The following is a 14,297-nucleotide window of genomic DNA, read 5'->3' on the forward strand; positions in this document are numbered from 1 at the left end:
CTTTCGCTCTTTGTTGCGTTTACGTCGAGCTGATACTGGCTTTGACCGGAGCGCTGGCCAGGGTGGCGGCCAGTTCCACCTTGATGCCGGGAAAGGTGCGTTTAAGGCAGTTGGCGAGCCCTTTTTGAGCCACGGGGCTACCGTGAATCAGCCGGATGCATTTGGGAGGAAACGCCATGCTGGAGACAAACCGAATCAAATCCGGCTGGTCGGCATGGGCGGAGTAGCCACTGAGGGTATGGATGCTGGCTTCTACCCGGGTGAGCTGGCCATCAATCTCAACCTCCGTGGGCGCGCTGAGTTGCTGCAGGCGCCGCCCCAGGGTGCCCTTGGCCTGATAGCCGACAAACACGATATCGGTGCGAGGATCCGGCGCCAGCGCTTTCAGGTAGTTAATGATGCGTCCGCCGCTGCACATGCCGCTGGCGGCAATCACGATGGCTGGCTCGGCGCTGACCTGCAGGCGATTCAGTAGCGCCTGATGCTGGCGGTGGTCATCGATGGTGATCAGGTGGTCAAAGTCCAACGGGTGGCGACTGCTGGAGATTCTATGCCGGGCCTCTTTATCCCAAAGGTGCTGCAGTTGGCGGTAACTGGAGGTGATTTTGGCGGCCAGAGGCGAGTCAACAATGATGGGAACTTGAGCCATGATTTGGTCGCCATTGAGGTGAAACAGCAGATCTTCAATTTCATACAACAGCTCTTGAGTTCGGCCAATGCTGAATGCCGGAATCAGGGTGACGCCGCCATTTTTCAAGGTGGATTGCAGAATCTGCTTCAGCTTTTGGCTGCGTTCGGCGCGGTGTTCGTGACAGCGGTTGCCATAGGTGGATTCCAGTACCAGCAGGTCGGCAGACTCGGGCGCATCCGGGTCAGGCAGTAGTGGTGTGTTGTAACAGCCAAGGTCGCCGCTGAAAACAATCCGCTTCTTGTTGGGTAGGGCTACCTCAACGATGGAAGAGCCTAATATGTGCCCCGCCGGGCGCAGCCTTACCATGCCGATGGCCGGAGAGGGCAGGGCGTGCCAGTGATGGTAATCCAGTGGTTGCAGTTGAGCGCGAATCTGGTCCAGGAAGCGGCTAACCAGAGTTCGATCCCGGGTAAACCCTAATTTAATGGCGTCTTCCAGAATCAGCGGCAACAGGTAGGCGCTGGCCTGGCTGCAGAGGATCGGCCCACGAAATCCCGCCGCCAGCAGGTAGGGGATGCGACCAATATGGTCGATGTGACAATGGGTCACGATCAGAGCTTGGACCTGATCGAGATCGAAATCGATATGATGGCCGTCGGGGGAACGCCGCTCCAAATCGTCGCCTTGGAACAGGCCACAGTCCACCAAGATGGAGTGCTGATCATCCAGATAGAGTTGGTGACAGGAGCCGGTAACGCCGCTGGCCGCACCGTGATGGTGCAATTTAAGCATGGATAAGTCCTTTTACCCTGAAGGCCTAGTTTAACCCTAGCAGTGAATTTTAAGGATGCGGCCGGGAGCGGCATTTTTTCTTATTCAGGATGAAAGAAAGATCACATAAAGGGCGAATTCTCGCTGCAGTTCACGGATAATATGGCTTGTTTACAATCGGTTATCAGCAGGCAGAGTCCATGAGTCGTCGATACAAGTCGGTTACCCCCTATTCCAGTGTTAATTTTGGCGTGTTGAAGTCACTGCTGCCCTACCTGCTGGAGTTCCGACTGATCCTTGGGTTATCGCTGGCGTGTCTGGTGGGGGCTAAGGTGGCCAGCGTCGGTTTGCCATTTATCCTCAAACACATTGTCGATAACCTCGATGGTGTTGGTGAGGTGCCGGCGGCGACTGCGATTCCGTTGGCGTTGTTGCTGGCGTACGGTCTGGTGCGTTTCTCCAACGTGCTGTTTGGTGAGCTTCGCGACACCCTGTTTGGCCGCATTACCGAGCGGGCGATGCGCCGGGTCGGACTCAAGGTGTTTCGTCACCTCCATAAGCTGGATCTGGGTTTTCATTTAGAGCGCCGTACCGGCGGTGTTTCGCGGGACATCGAACGGGGCACCAATGGCATCAGTTTTTTGATGCGGTTTATGGTGTTCAACATTGTGCCAACTTTGCTGGAGATTGGCCTGGTGGTGGGGTTGCTGTGGTGGAATTACCACATCGGCTTTGCGCTGATTGTGTTGCTGGCGGTAGTGGCGTACATCGGTTTTTCTGTGGTTGCCACCGAATGGCGAACCGATTTTGTTCGTCAGGTCAATGAGGCCGAGTCCCAGAGCAGCACTCGGGCCGTTGACAGCCTGCTGAACTTTGAAACGGTTAAATACTTCACCAATGAAGAACACGAAAGTCGCCACTATGACAGTGAGTTGTCGCAGTGGGAGCAGGCGCGGCGTCGCAACCGGTTGTCGTTGTTTGCGTTAAACGGCGGTCAGGCGCTGATCATTGCGGTAGCCATGACTGCGGCCATGGTCTTGGCGGCATCGGACGTGGTCGACGGTGACATGACCCTGGGTGATTTTGTGCTGATCAACAGCTTTATGATGCAGGTGTTTATGCCTCTGAATTTCCTTGGTTTTGTCTATCGGGAAATGAAGGGGTCGCTGGCCAATATCGAGAAGATGTTTGACCTGCTGGGTCGAAAGCCCGGAGTGGAAGATGCTGATGATGCGACCGAGTTGCAAGTGGGCCAAGGGGCCATCGAGTTTGATAATGTGCATTTCCATTACCACCCGGAGCGACCGATTCTAAAAGGGGTCAGTTTTCGGGTTGAGCCAAAACAAAAAGTGGCCATTGTCGGCAGCAGTGGTGCCGGCAAATCGACGTTGTTTAAGTTGCTGTTCCGTTTTTATGACATCACTGACGGGGGCATACGCATCGATGGCCAGTCGGTGAGTGAGGTCTCACAAACCTCGTTGCGGCGTGCCATCGGGGTGGTGCCTCAGGATACGGTGTTGTTTAACACCTCAATTCTGGAGAATATCCGTTATGGTCGGGTCGAGGCCAGTGATGAAGAGGTGGATAACGCGATTCGTTTGGCCCACTTGGATCAGTTTATTGCCCGTCTTCCGGACGGTGCGCAGACCCTGGTGGGAGAGCGAGGCTTGAAGCTTTCAGGTGGAGAAAAGCAGCGGGTGGCCATTGCTCGGGCCATTCTCAAGCACCCGCCAATCATGGTGTTTGATGAGGCCACCTCGTCGCTGGACAGCCATTCTGAACAGCATATCTTAACCGCCCTGAGTGAGATTGCCCGTGAACAGACCACCTTGGTGATTGCGCACCGACTCTCGACGGTGGTGGATGCCGATAAGATTGTGGTGCTGGATCAGGGCCAGGTGGTCGAGCAGGGCAGTCATCAACAGCTGCTGGCTCTCGATGGCCATTACGCTGCATTGTGGCGGGTGCAGCAGCAACAGCGTAGCAGTTGAGTATCGCTCTTACCTTCGCTGTACTCTGCTTTGGGTTTAGATCGTCGTGCTCGCGCTCGCGGGTACTCAGTATCTTGCCTTTCTGCTCGTAGTGTCTGTTTTTGATTTTGATTGTCGTGCCCGCGCACGCGGGTACCCAGCGTCTTGTGCCCTTCGTCATTGTTGCGAACGCGAGAATCCAGAGTCTGTTCTTGGTAAGAAACCCCAAAGCCACTGGGCCCTCGCGTTCGCAAGGGCGACACGGTTGGGGTTGGTGAGTGTGGCGGCATCGGTTGCCGCAGGGGAGTGCAGCTCTCACCGAACAATTAATAAAACCTCCGTCGTGCCCGCGAACGCGGGTACCCAGCGCCTTTTGCTCTTCGTCATTGTTGCGAACGCGAGAATCCAGTGTTTGTCCTTGGTAAGAAACCCCTAAGCCACTGGGCCCTCGCGTTCGCAAGGGCGACAGTGTGGAGGATATGAGCCCTCGGGTTCGAAGGGCGACGGGGTGAAGGATATGGACCCTCGAGTTCGCAAGGACGACGCTGTGAACGGGGTGGTGGTTAGGTTAGCGCAGTGGTTGCACAGCGGTGGAGTGCTCAGTTCGATCCAATGCACCGCTGAGACGGGTCAGCGCCAGTGCCAGCAATACCACGGCGGCACCGATCCACGGCGTGTCCATCAAACTGCCGCTGTCGACAATGAGACCGCCGGCGGCGGCGCCCAGTGCGATTCCCAGGTTGAATGCGGCGATATTAAATCCCGATGCCACGTCGACGGCATTGGGCAGGTGTTTTTCAGCCAGTTGCACGACATATACCTGCAGTCGGGGCACATTACCAAACGCAAACGCTCCCCAGATCATGATGGTCAGGCCGGCACTAATGGGGTGGTAAGCGGTTTGAGAAAACAGCAGCAGTACCGACGCCAGACCGATAAACATTACGGTTAAGGCTTTGATGGGGCCATGTGTATCGGCCAGTTTTCCGCCCCAGAGGTTGCCAATGGCAACGGAGGCGCCATACAACAGGATCATTGGTGCCACCAGATGACTGCTGATTCCTGTGACCTGCTCGAGAATGGGGGTTAGGTAGGTAAACAGAATGAAGTTACCGCCATAGCCCAGAGCCGTGATCAGGTACACCAGCACCAGCCGAGGCTGAGCCAACACTTTGGCTTGATCCCGCAGGCTGGCGGTGGCGCCGGGTTTCAGGTCGGCAGGGATCAATGCAGCGCTACCCAGCAGGGCAATCACACCGAGAGCGGACACCACCAGGAAAGTGGCTCGCCAGCCCCACTCCTGGCCAATGAGGGTGCCTAGCGGTACTCCGGTGACCAGAGCAACGGTCAGGCCGGTAAACATGATGGCGATGGCGCTGGCTTCTTTATCTTTGCTGACCAGGCTGGTGGCAATGGTTGAGCCGATGGAAAAAAAAACTCCGTGGGCCAGGCCGGTCAGGACTCGGGCCGCAATGAGGGTGTTGTAGCCCGGTGACAGCCAGGCGATCAGATTGCCAATGATGAACAGGGTCATTAGAGCCAGAAGCAGGTGTTTGCGGTTCCAGTGGCTGGTGAGAGCGGTGAGAACCGGGGCACCAACGGCCACACCCAGCGCGTACAGGCTGACCAGCAGCCCTGCTGACGGCAAGGAGACCCCGAGATCTGAAGCTATGGTTGGTACCAGGCCGACGATAACAAATTCGGTCGTTCCGATGGCGAAAGCACTTAAAGTCAGTGCGAATAAAGCTAGAGGCATGAGAATCTCCGCGTGTAACGCTTAAGTTGTGGACGGCGATTATTCCGGCTTATACTTTTGCGATAAACGACTCCTTTATGAAATTACTTTTGTTGAAAATGCAATGAAATCCCGTTCAGATGATCTGCAATTGCTGTTGGCGGTGGTCGACAGTGGAGGTTTCTCTGCCGCCGCTGATGCCTTGGGCATTCAAGTGGCCCGTGTGTCCAGAGCGGTGAGCCGACTCGAGCAGCAGTTGGGCGTTACGCTGCTTAATCGAACCACTCGGCGGGTGGAACTGACTGAAGAGGGGCGCCAATTTGTGTATGAAGTGCGGCAAGGAATGGCGCAGTTGCTGCACGCCGAGGCTCAGCTTCAGAGTCGGCTGGATACCCCGTCTGGCCGATTAAGAGTCGATGCTGCCAGTCCTTTTATTCAGCATCAACTGGTGCCGCTGATAGCGGAGTTTCAGCAACAGTATCCACAGATAGAGCTGGAGCTGACTTCCAATGAAGGTTATGTGGACCTGCTGGAGAAGCGCTGTGATGTAGCGATTCGCATTGGACCCTTGACGGACTCGAGTCTGCATGCCCGACAGTTAGGGCGCAGTGCGCTGCATTTGGTAGCCTCGCCGGATTATCTGGCTCAGTGCGGAATCCCTGAAAACGTTGAGCAGTTATTGAGCCATCGGCTGTTGGGTTTTGTTGGTACTCGTGCGCTTAATGTGTGGCCGCTGCCGGAGGTGGGAGAGATCCGTCCGGCCATCAGCAGCAGTAATGGCGAGGTGCTTCGACAGTTGGTGTTGATGGGCAACGGAATAGCCTGTTTGTCGGCATTTATGATCCAAGATGATTTGGCCAAAGGGCGTCTGGTTAAGCTGCTGGAGTTGCAGACTCTGCCGCATACTGATCGAGAGTTGGTCAATGCGGTTTACTATCGCACTACGGCCATTCCCAGTCGAATTCGTGCCTTTTTGGACTTCATTGAACCGCGGCTAACTTTGTAGAGCCCTTTTAGCTGTACCGGTTTACGCGGGTACCCAGCGTTTTTTTGCTCTTTGTCATTGTTGCGAATGCGAGAATCCAGAGTCTGTTATTGGTAATAAACTTCAAAGTCACTGGGCCCTCGCGTTCGCAAGGGCGACGGTGCTAATGGGGTGGTTTTTGCGGTAAATCCGCTCTACCGTGGCTACGACCAGAGCTCGGCATCGGTGATTATCACTCAAGGTCCAACCATCTCTCCGTCGTGCCCGCGCACGCGGGTAGGCAGTGTCTTTTTCACATTCAACTCCAAAGCCACTGGGCCCTCGCGTTCGCAAGGGCGACACGGTTGGGGTTGGTGAGTGTGGCGGCACCGGTTGCCGCAGGGGAGTGCAGCTCTCACCGAGCAATCAATAAAACCTCCGTCGTGCCCGCGTACGCGGGTACCCAGCGTCTTGTGCTCTTCGTCATTGTTGCGAATGCGAGAATCCAGTGTTTGTTCTTGGTAAGAAACCCCTAAGCCACTGGGCCCTCGCGTTCGCAAGGGCGACGGTGCTTGTTGGATGGTTTTGCGGTAAGTCCGCTCTACCGTGGCTACGGCAGAGCCCGGCATTGGTGGTTACCACTCAACGTCCAACTATCCCTCAGTCGTTTCTGTTACCACTCAATGTCCAACCATCCTTCCGTCGTGCCCGCGCACGCGGGTACCCAGCGTCTTTCGTTTCTCTGGCTCAAGGGAAAAAGGGGCACTTCGGCGGCGAGGGAAGTCGGTAAGTAATGCCCTCAGGGCGCAATGCGGGTTATAACTTAACCCAGATGTAGATCATGAAGCCGATCATCATCAGCACAATGGGAATCGCGAGGATGGGGAATAGCGCCAGCAACAGCCACATCGCCAGGGCGATCCAGTCACCGTAGCGATCAAAAAAACTAGGTCGTTCTTTGTTTGAGTGGGTCATGGAAAAAGCAAAGAGCCCATTGCTGGGCTCTTTGGAAACCTATTCGCCTTGAAGCTCAGCGGCCAGCTCTTTGGCTGACATCACTTCGCCTTCACCGGCACGGGTCGGTACCAAGGCAACGTCGTAGCCATCGTTTGACAGGCCGGGAACCCACTTGTCGAGGAAGTCATCCAGTGGAATGCCCATGGGCTGGCAGCCTGCGTATTCTTCGGTGGCCCAGCTTTCCGCCAGGTCTTGATGGGGCCACAGCAGCAAACACTGTTCTTCGCCGGTATCCACTAACACGCAGCCCTGCTCATTGGCCAGGGTCCACAGGGTTTTATGCTCTGCGACCTGCTCCAGGAACTGAGCAAAACGCTCTTTACTGGTTTGTCGGTAGAAATTATCGATCTGTTCTTGGGTCAGGGACATGGTTTACTTCTCAAGTGGTGAGTCACCGGCGGAGTATAACAGCAGCCTGACGCCATAACCAAAGCGTACGAATTTATAAGCAGTTTTGCGCAAAACTTGCTCAGCAGGACGACCGTGGTAACAATACGGTTAGAACCATATCAGGAGAACCATTATGTCACTGCCAACATTGCTGCAGGACACCTTACAATTGCCTGCAGTTGCAGCGCCAATGTTTCTGGCGTCGGGTCCGGAACTGGTGATTGAAACCTGTAAGGGCGGGGTTGTCGGCAGTTTCCCCGCATTGAATCAGCGCACCAGCGAAGGCTTTGAACAGTGGCTGGAAGAGATTAATCTCGCGCTGGTGGAGGCCAAAAAGCAACCCGGAGCATTGGTGGCGCCCTATGCAGTCAACTTGATTGTGCATGGCTCTAACCCTAGGTTGAAGGACGACTTGGCTTTGTGCGTGAAACATAAGGTACCGATCATCATCACTTCTCTTGGAGCGGTATCGGAGTTAGTGGAGCAGGTTCACAGCTACGGCGGGGTTGTTTTCCACGATGTCACCAATGTACGCCATGCCAAAAAGGCCGTGGCTGCCGGTGTTGACGGTCTCATTGCCGTAGCCGCTGGAGCTGGCGGACACGCCGGAACCACCAGTCCGTTTGCGTTAGTGGCGGAAATACGACAGTTCTTCCAGGGGACGGTGCTGCTCGCTGGCTGTATCTCCTGTGGTCAGGATATTGCCGCAGCCCAGCAGATGGGGGCGGATCTGGCTTACATGGGAACCCGGTTTATCAACACTCAGGAAGCGATGTCGGCCGAGGGTCACAAAAAGATGATCCAGCAATCGATGTCGGCTGACATTCTCTATACCCCAAACGTGTCTGGGGTAGCGGCGAACTTCCTCAAGGACAGCATTCGCAATGCCGGTTACGATCCGGAAAACCTAGCGCCGAAAACCGAGATCGACTTTGGTCAGGAGTTAACTCCCGGAGAGAATCAGGGGGATAAGCAGAAGGGGGCCTGGGCGGAGATTTGGTCTGCCGGCCAAGGGGTGGGCAGTATTAAAGACATTCCGACTGTGGCTAATCTGCTGCAGCAGTTGAAGCTGGAGTACCAGCAAGCCATTGCCGCCCACCATGATATGGTGCAGCGCTATATGTAGCCATTCGCGGGCACCTAGCGTTTTGCACGCTATGTGTTCGCTGCTTCGTGCCCGCAAACGTGGGCACCCTGTGCCTTTCGTTTTATGCCCGTTATGTCTGCTTTTGATTTTGATGGTTGTGTCCGCGCACGCGGGTACCCAGCGTCTTTCGCTCTGGGTTATTGTTGTGAAAGCGAGAATCCAGAGTCTGGTATGGGTAATAAACCCCAAAGCCACTGGGCCCTCGCGTTCGCAAGGGCGACGGTACTGATTGGATGGTTTTGCGGTAAATCTGCTCTACCGTGGCTACGACAGAGCTCGGCATTGGTGGTTACCACTGAACCTCCAACCAACCATCCTTCCGCCTCTCTCGCTACCTCAGTACGTTAATCATTACTCCGTCGTGCCCGCGCACGCGGGCACCCAGCGTCTTTTGCTCTTGGTCATTCTTGCGAACGCGAGAATCCAGAGTCTGTTATTGGTAAGAAACCCTAAAGCCGCTGGGCCTTCGCGTTCGCAAGGGCGACGGTGCTAATGGGGTGGTTTTTGCGGTAAACCCGCTCTACCGGGGCGACGGCAGAGCTCGGCATTGGTGATTACCACTCAATGTCCAACCATCCCTCAGTCGTTTCTGTTACCGCTGCAGGTTAGCCCTCCCTCTGTCGTGCCCGCGCACGCGGGTACCCAGTGTCTCTTGCTTTTTGGCAAGTAAGTACTTACATCAGTGTTTCCCACAGGTCTTGCCAATAAGGGTTTTCCTGCTCAATCAGTTGAATCTTCCATTCTCGCTTCCAGTGCTTTAACTGTTTCTCTCGAGTTATGGCTTGATACATCGATTGATGTGTTTCGAAATACACCAGTTGGGTTAACTGATGAGAGTGAGAAAACCCCTCGATAAACTGGTTCTTGTGCTCCCAAATTCGCTTAATAAGATTGGAGGTCACGCCAATATACAGGGTGCCGTTTCGGTCATTGGTGATAATGTAGACGCAGGGCTGTTTCATCCTGTTTGCTCCCTTCCTTAGGAGTTCGTAATTATAGGAAAGGGATCTTGGGGGCGGCTTAAAGCCGCTGGGCCCTCGCGTTCGCAAGGGCGACGGTGCTTGTTGGATGGGTTTGCGGTAAATCCGCTCTACCGTGGCTACGACCAGAGCTCGGCATTGGTGATTACCACTCAAGGTCCAACCATCTCTCCGTCGTGCCCGCGCACGCGGGTACCCAGCGTCTTTCGCTCTTAGTCATTGTTGCGTTCGCAACGGCGGTGGTTGGAGGATATGGGCCCTCGCGTTCGCAGGGGCCCACAGGATAGGGGTTACAGCCGTTCCAGCTGAGGTTGCGGTTGCTCACGGGTTGGAGAGTGCTGCGGACGATTGCGAATTAACAGCCATAGCGCAGCACCCAGCAACCCCAAATTCAGCCAGACGGCCGCACCATTGTGAGTCCATCCCTGGTGAGTCAATGCGTAGCCCAGTAGCAAGACGATCAATGACAGAGCCAGCAACCGTTGCAGTTTGATACCCGGGTGACGGGTCTGAACCGAGCTCCACAACAGGCACAGCCCCAAGCCAAGCAGCAAGCAGCCGAGCGGAGGAATCGACAGCAGGTGGTCACCGAGGGCAGCAAAGACCAGAGACAGCGGTACGCCCCAGACCCAGCCTGCCCATAGGCTTTGCAGCTTGATGCTTCTGGGTTGTTTGCGCAGCCAGATGCTGATGCCGCTGACACAGACAACGGTTAGTGACAGCCCAAGTACCAGGTAGGCCAATTTGACTCCGAGGCCATCGAACAGGCCGAAATGCAGGCGGTAAACCGAGTAAATCAGCTGTCGACCCCATGGGCCGTCGGACATCCCCTGTTTACCCAGATAGCTGCCGGATACCGTGAAGCGGTAGATCTCGGAGTAGATCAAGCGCCCGGGCAGAGTGGCGGCCACTTCAACAAACTGCTGACGGGTTCCTGGCTGTTGCCAAACCAGATACAACGGGCTGGCATCCGGTGCCACCTCGGTCATGGTGTGCATAATCTTGGTGGCATCTATGGGGGTGACATCGGCATCCAGTACCGGGTCACTGCCGTAGACTTGGTCGATCAGCGCCTGCTGGCTGCCGCCGTAGATCAGCGGTATGGCCAGCGCCATCAACAGAGTCACCACACCAAAGAAGGCACCGGTAACGGACATCATTAAGTGAAACGGAACTCCCCATACCGACAGACGATTATGCAGATCAATCTGGCTTTGAGGCCCGCTGCCTCGGCGAAGGCGAAAGGCGTCTTTAAACAGGCGTCGATGGCTGATGAGTCCGGAAAGAATCAGGCTGGTGAGTAAGACACCGAGAATCCCCACGATGATCACGCCGGCTTGCCCCGGCATCAGCAGGTGGGTGTGCAGTTCGCTCAGCGTGTGAATTACCCCTTCGTTAACCGGTTGCTGGCGGATGCCTTGCTGATCCAGCCACCATTCCGACTCCTCGTCGCTCAGGTGGGTACGAGGTAACCCAGAGGTGGGAAACACCACCCATAACGACTCCGGTGAGGCATCATTACTGCTCTGATAGTCATTAATGGCCTGTTGAAGGGATTCCGGAGGAAGGTGTGAGTATTCACTCACCTCGGGTTGCTGCCAGCGTTTCCACTCCTCGGCGGGCACCAGCAGCGTACCTGTGAGGCAGATCAGGTACAGCAAGGCGGCCATCATCACGCCCACTCGAGTGTGGGACAGCGCCAGTTTTTTCTGGGCGGTCGATAGATTCATCATTGCACTCCCATCACAATGGCCACACTGAACAGGCTGATGAGCGTCAGCAGGCCGGCATGGCGCCAGAAGCGGTCACTGGCACAGACCCAGCTTGCCAACCCGGCCCACAGGCAGGGAAACAGCAGGGCGGCGATCACCATTTGGTTGGCTGCATCCATGGGCAGCAGCCCGCATACCGCCAGAGTGAGCAAAGCGCTGGCGAGGGAGGACAACACGATGCCGTTTATTGTCCGGGCCCCCAGGGCGCGCCATGGAACCGAGTAAGGCTGAGGTGGCCGCTGGGGCGCCTCAGTGTGAGTCTTAGGTTCTAGGTTGGACAGAGTCAGCAGCCAGGCACAGGCGCTGATGGTGATCAGCTGATAGATCACGCCAAATTCCGGACCTACCTGCAGCACCCACAATGGCGTCGCCAGCATGACACTGCCCCAGCCGACCCACAGCACGGCAGCAGAGCCGCTTCGGCGTCGCCAGTGCAGATAGACCAGCCCCAAGCCGACAAAGGTCAGCAACGGGGCCAGCAGTGCTGGCCCCGCTCCCACTTCGGTTAGCCAAAGATCAGAAAACATACTTGATGCGGCCATTGATGGTGCGTTCGTCGCCGACGAAACAGTCACCACGGTACAAGCAGGTGGCGTAGTAATCTTTGTCGGTCAGGTTACGAACATTCACGGTAAAGTCCCACTGGTCCCACTCATACCCCAGCATCAGGTCCACCAAGGTGTACGAAGGGGTCTTATGCAGATCGGCGCCGCCGTAGCTTTCACCGGTGTAGCGGACACCCAGGCCAGACTTAAAGCCTTCAAGGTTGAACGGGCGGTAGCCCAGCCAGCTTGATGCCTGATACTCCGGTACGCTCGGCAGTTGGTAGCCTTCGGCGCTTTCGGTATCCAGCTTGCTGCCGTTGATTTCCAGAGTGAAGTCACCCAGTTCTACCTGGCTTTCCAGCTCCCAGCCGGTGATATTGGCTTCGCCTTGCTGCTGCTGATACTCACCAACCAATGCTCGGGGATCATTGAGGTTGGTTTGCTTGATGTCGAACCAGGCCAGGGTGATCAACCCGGGGAAGTTGATGGGCTGGTATTTAATGCCCAGCTCAATCTGTTCGCCCTCCTGAGGTTTTAAGGCATTGCCACGGCCATCGTCGCCAATCACCGGATTAAAGGACTCGGCGTAACTCACGTAGGGTGCCAGGCCGTTGGCCAGCTTGTAGATCAGTCCGCCACTGAGGCTAACGGCATCGTCACTCTGAGTGCCGGCCGCCGCCTTGGTTTCGCTGTCGTCAAAGCGCGCCCCCAGAGTCAGGGTCAGGTTGTTGTAGGAGATCTGGTCACTGAGGTAGATCCCCAAGTCTTTACTGGTGGTGCTTGGGTTGTTTTTATACAGGGCGTTGAGCAGCTCCATCGGTGGCAGGTTGCTGCCGTACACCGGGTTGAAAGGGTTTTGCCAGAAGGTATCGCCGTACTGCTCTGTCCCGGGAGCAGCGCCGACGGCATAGGCTCGGGCGCCATCGTTGTCGGTGGTCACGTCTTGATACTGGATGCCCAGCAACAGTTCATGCTCCAAAGCGCCGGTATCAAAGCGACCAAACAGGCGCAGGTCGGCGGCTTTTTGTTCGGAGCTGGCGTCGCTGATGTAAAAAGTCCGCGGGGTCAGGCCATCTTTGTAGAGACTGCCGTCAGGCAGGGTAATGAAACGGTCGGCCCCCATAAACAAGGGGTTGCTGCTGGGCAGAAAACTGGTCCAGGCCTGGCGGTAATCCGCCTCGGCATCGGTGTAGCGACCGGTAAAGCCTAACCGCCAGTAGTCATTGAGATCCAGGCTGGCCAATACGGTGGTGGCCAGGGTTTCGGAGTCGTAGTTGTTGAAGTCAGGATCGCCGGTATTGGTGCTGCTGTCGATGGTTTTGCCATTGGGGGACGGCAGCAGGGTACCTTGAATGGGCAGGAACTGAGCGGCGGGATCACTGTCGGTCTTGGTGTAGTTCACCAACAGGGTGATCTCGCTGTCGTCACTGGGACGCCAGGTCAGAGACGGTGCCACCACCCAGGTGTTGTCTTCGACGTCATCGATCTGGGTGTCGCTGTCGCGGTACAGGCCTACAAACCGGTACAGCAGGCTGTTGTCGTCGTTGAGGTTGCCGGTAGAGTCGAAGGCGAACTGGGTGCGGTTAAAGCTGCCGTATTCCAACAGGACTTCGTGGGCGTTGGTGTCTTTCGGCAGTTTGCTAACTACGTTGACCAGACCACCGGGAGAGCCTTTGCCATAGAGGACGGACGCGGGTCCTTTGAGGATCTCTACTTGCTCCAGGGTATAAATTTCGGCGCGGGTATTGTTGTAGTTGCCGAACAGCGACTGCAGGCTGTCCTGATACTGAGGTACATCCAGGCCGCGGACTTTAATCCAATCGCCCCGTGTGGCAAAACCATAGGTTTGGCCGGTGACGCCTGCACTGTAGTTGTAGGCATGATCCAGACTCAGAACCCCTTTATCAATGAGCTGTTGTTGGGTCTCGATGGTAATTGAGCGGGCAGTTTCGATAATGGGGGTGTCGGTCTTAGTGGCTGAATACCGGTTAAGCTGACCAACAACCTCAATTCTTTCAATATCCTGGTTGTCATCGGCTAACGTGGGAGTAACCAGCAAGATGCTGCAAGCCGCTAAGCCTGTTACTGATTTCACATCCATCTCCTTGCTATATTTTTGTAATGATATTGCTAATGAGAGGTATTCTCATTGTGTTTTGAAGTAATGTCAATTGGTGTCGCCTGTGTTTTTATCTCTGCAGGGGGGAGTTGGAATGGAGCGAAAATAAGTGAGCTTTATCTTCTTTCTTGTTGTGTTTGCTTTTGGGCGTTGTGCCCGCGCACGCGGGTAGGCAGTGTCTTTTGCTCTTCGTCATTGTTGCGTACGCGAGAATCCAGCGTCTGTTATTGGTAATAAACCCCAAAGCCACTGGGCC

General features: G+C 55.7%; 11 protein-coding genes. 3 read left to right on the forward strand and 8 right to left on the reverse strand.

All coding sequences use genetic code 11. The features are described from left to right. Window positions 1-19: 19 nt before the first annotated feature. Entirely contained in the window at window positions 20-1,423 is a 1,404-nt protein-coding gene (locus J8Z22_RS06175) for an MBL fold metallo-hydrolase RNA specificity domain-containing protein (RefSeq protein ID WP_252009492.1), read from the reverse strand. A gap of 179 nt (window positions 1,424-1,602) precedes the next feature. Here J8Z22_RS06175 and J8Z22_RS06180 point away from each other — a divergent pair, with 179 nt between their 5' ends. Then, window positions 1,603-3,393, forward strand: a complete 1,791-nt coding sequence (locus tag J8Z22_RS06180; protein ID WP_252010456.1) for an ABC transporter ATP-binding protein/permease — start codon at window positions 1,603-1,605, stop codon at window positions 3,391-3,393. A 547-nt stretch (window positions 3,394-3,940) separates the two neighbouring features. On the opposite strand, the gene J8Z22_RS06185 is transcribed toward J8Z22_RS06180, so the two are convergent. Next, window positions 3,941-5,128 carry an MFS transporter gene (locus tag J8Z22_RS06185; protein WP_252009495.1) on the reverse strand — a complete coding sequence of 396 codons (1,188 nt, stop codon included), beginning with the start codon at window positions 5,126-5,128 and terminating at the stop codon, window positions 3,941-3,943. A 103-nt stretch (window positions 5,129-5,231) separates the two neighbouring features. Between J8Z22_RS06185 and J8Z22_RS06190 the strand changes: the two genes are divergently transcribed. Beyond that, window positions 5,232-6,113: a LysR family transcriptional regulator gene (locus tag J8Z22_RS06190; RefSeq protein ID WP_028113293.1), complete on the forward strand. Its 882-nt coding sequence runs from the start codon at window positions 5,232-5,234 to the stop codon at window positions 6,111-6,113. A gap of 774 nt (window positions 6,114-6,887) precedes the next feature. Here J8Z22_RS06190 and J8Z22_RS06195 read toward each other — a convergent pair. Both J8Z22_RS06195 and J8Z22_RS06200 read right to left on the reverse strand, forming a co-directional pair. Further along, complete coding sequence (locus J8Z22_RS06195; protein ID WP_252009497.1) at window positions 6,888-7,046, reverse strand: hypothetical protein; 159 nt, start codon at window positions 7,044-7,046, stop codon at window positions 6,888-6,890. Between the two features lie 39 nt (window positions 7,047-7,085). Beyond that, window positions 7,086-7,457, reverse strand: a complete 372-nt coding sequence (locus J8Z22_RS06200; protein WP_252009499.1) for a DUF2750 domain-containing protein — start codon at window positions 7,455-7,457, stop codon at window positions 7,086-7,088. Window positions 7,458-7,611: 154 nt separating this feature from the next. Between J8Z22_RS06200 and J8Z22_RS06205 the strand changes: the two genes are divergently transcribed. Then, window positions 7,612-8,604, forward strand: coding sequence for a nitronate monooxygenase family protein (locus J8Z22_RS06205; protein ID WP_028113295.1), 993 nt, complete (start codon window positions 7,612-7,614; stop codon window positions 8,602-8,604). Between the two features lie 695 nt (window positions 8,605-9,299). Here J8Z22_RS06205 and J8Z22_RS06210 read toward each other — a convergent pair. From J8Z22_RS06210 to J8Z22_RS06225, 4 genes are all read right to left on the reverse strand, one after another. Then, a complete protein-coding gene (locus tag J8Z22_RS06210) occupies window positions 9,300-9,587 on the reverse strand; it encodes a GIY-YIG nuclease family protein (RefSeq protein WP_252009501.1) in 288 nt (95 codons plus the stop codon). Window positions 9,588-9,895: 308 nt separating this feature from the next. Beyond that, window positions 9,896-11,338: a PepSY domain-containing protein gene (locus J8Z22_RS06215; RefSeq protein ID WP_252009503.1), complete on the reverse strand. Its 1,443-nt coding sequence runs from the start codon at window positions 11,336-11,338 to the stop codon at window positions 9,896-9,898. Next, window positions 11,335-11,904 carry a hypothetical protein gene (locus tag J8Z22_RS06220; RefSeq protein ID WP_252009506.1) on the reverse strand — a complete coding sequence of 190 codons (570 nt, stop codon included), beginning with the start codon at window positions 11,902-11,904 and terminating at the stop codon, window positions 11,335-11,337. The genes J8Z22_RS06215 and J8Z22_RS06220 overlap by 4 nt, the downstream gene beginning before the upstream one ends. Next, the gene (locus J8Z22_RS06225; RefSeq protein WP_252009507.1) at window positions 11,894-14,017 is read right to left on the reverse strand and encodes a TonB-dependent siderophore receptor; all 2,124 of its coding nucleotides are present in this window, start codon (window positions 14,015-14,017) and stop codon (window positions 11,894-11,896) included. Before J8Z22_RS06225 ends, J8Z22_RS06220 begins: the two co-directional genes overlap by 11 nt. Between the last annotated feature and the right edge of the window lie 280 nt (window positions 14,018-14,297).

The sequence above is a fragment of the Ferrimonas sp. SCSIO 43195 genome, from assembly GCF_023716685.1.
In the GTDB taxonomy this organism is placed as follows: Bacteria; Pseudomonadota; Gammaproteobacteria; order Enterobacterales; family Shewanellaceae; genus Ferrimonas; species Ferrimonas kyonanensis.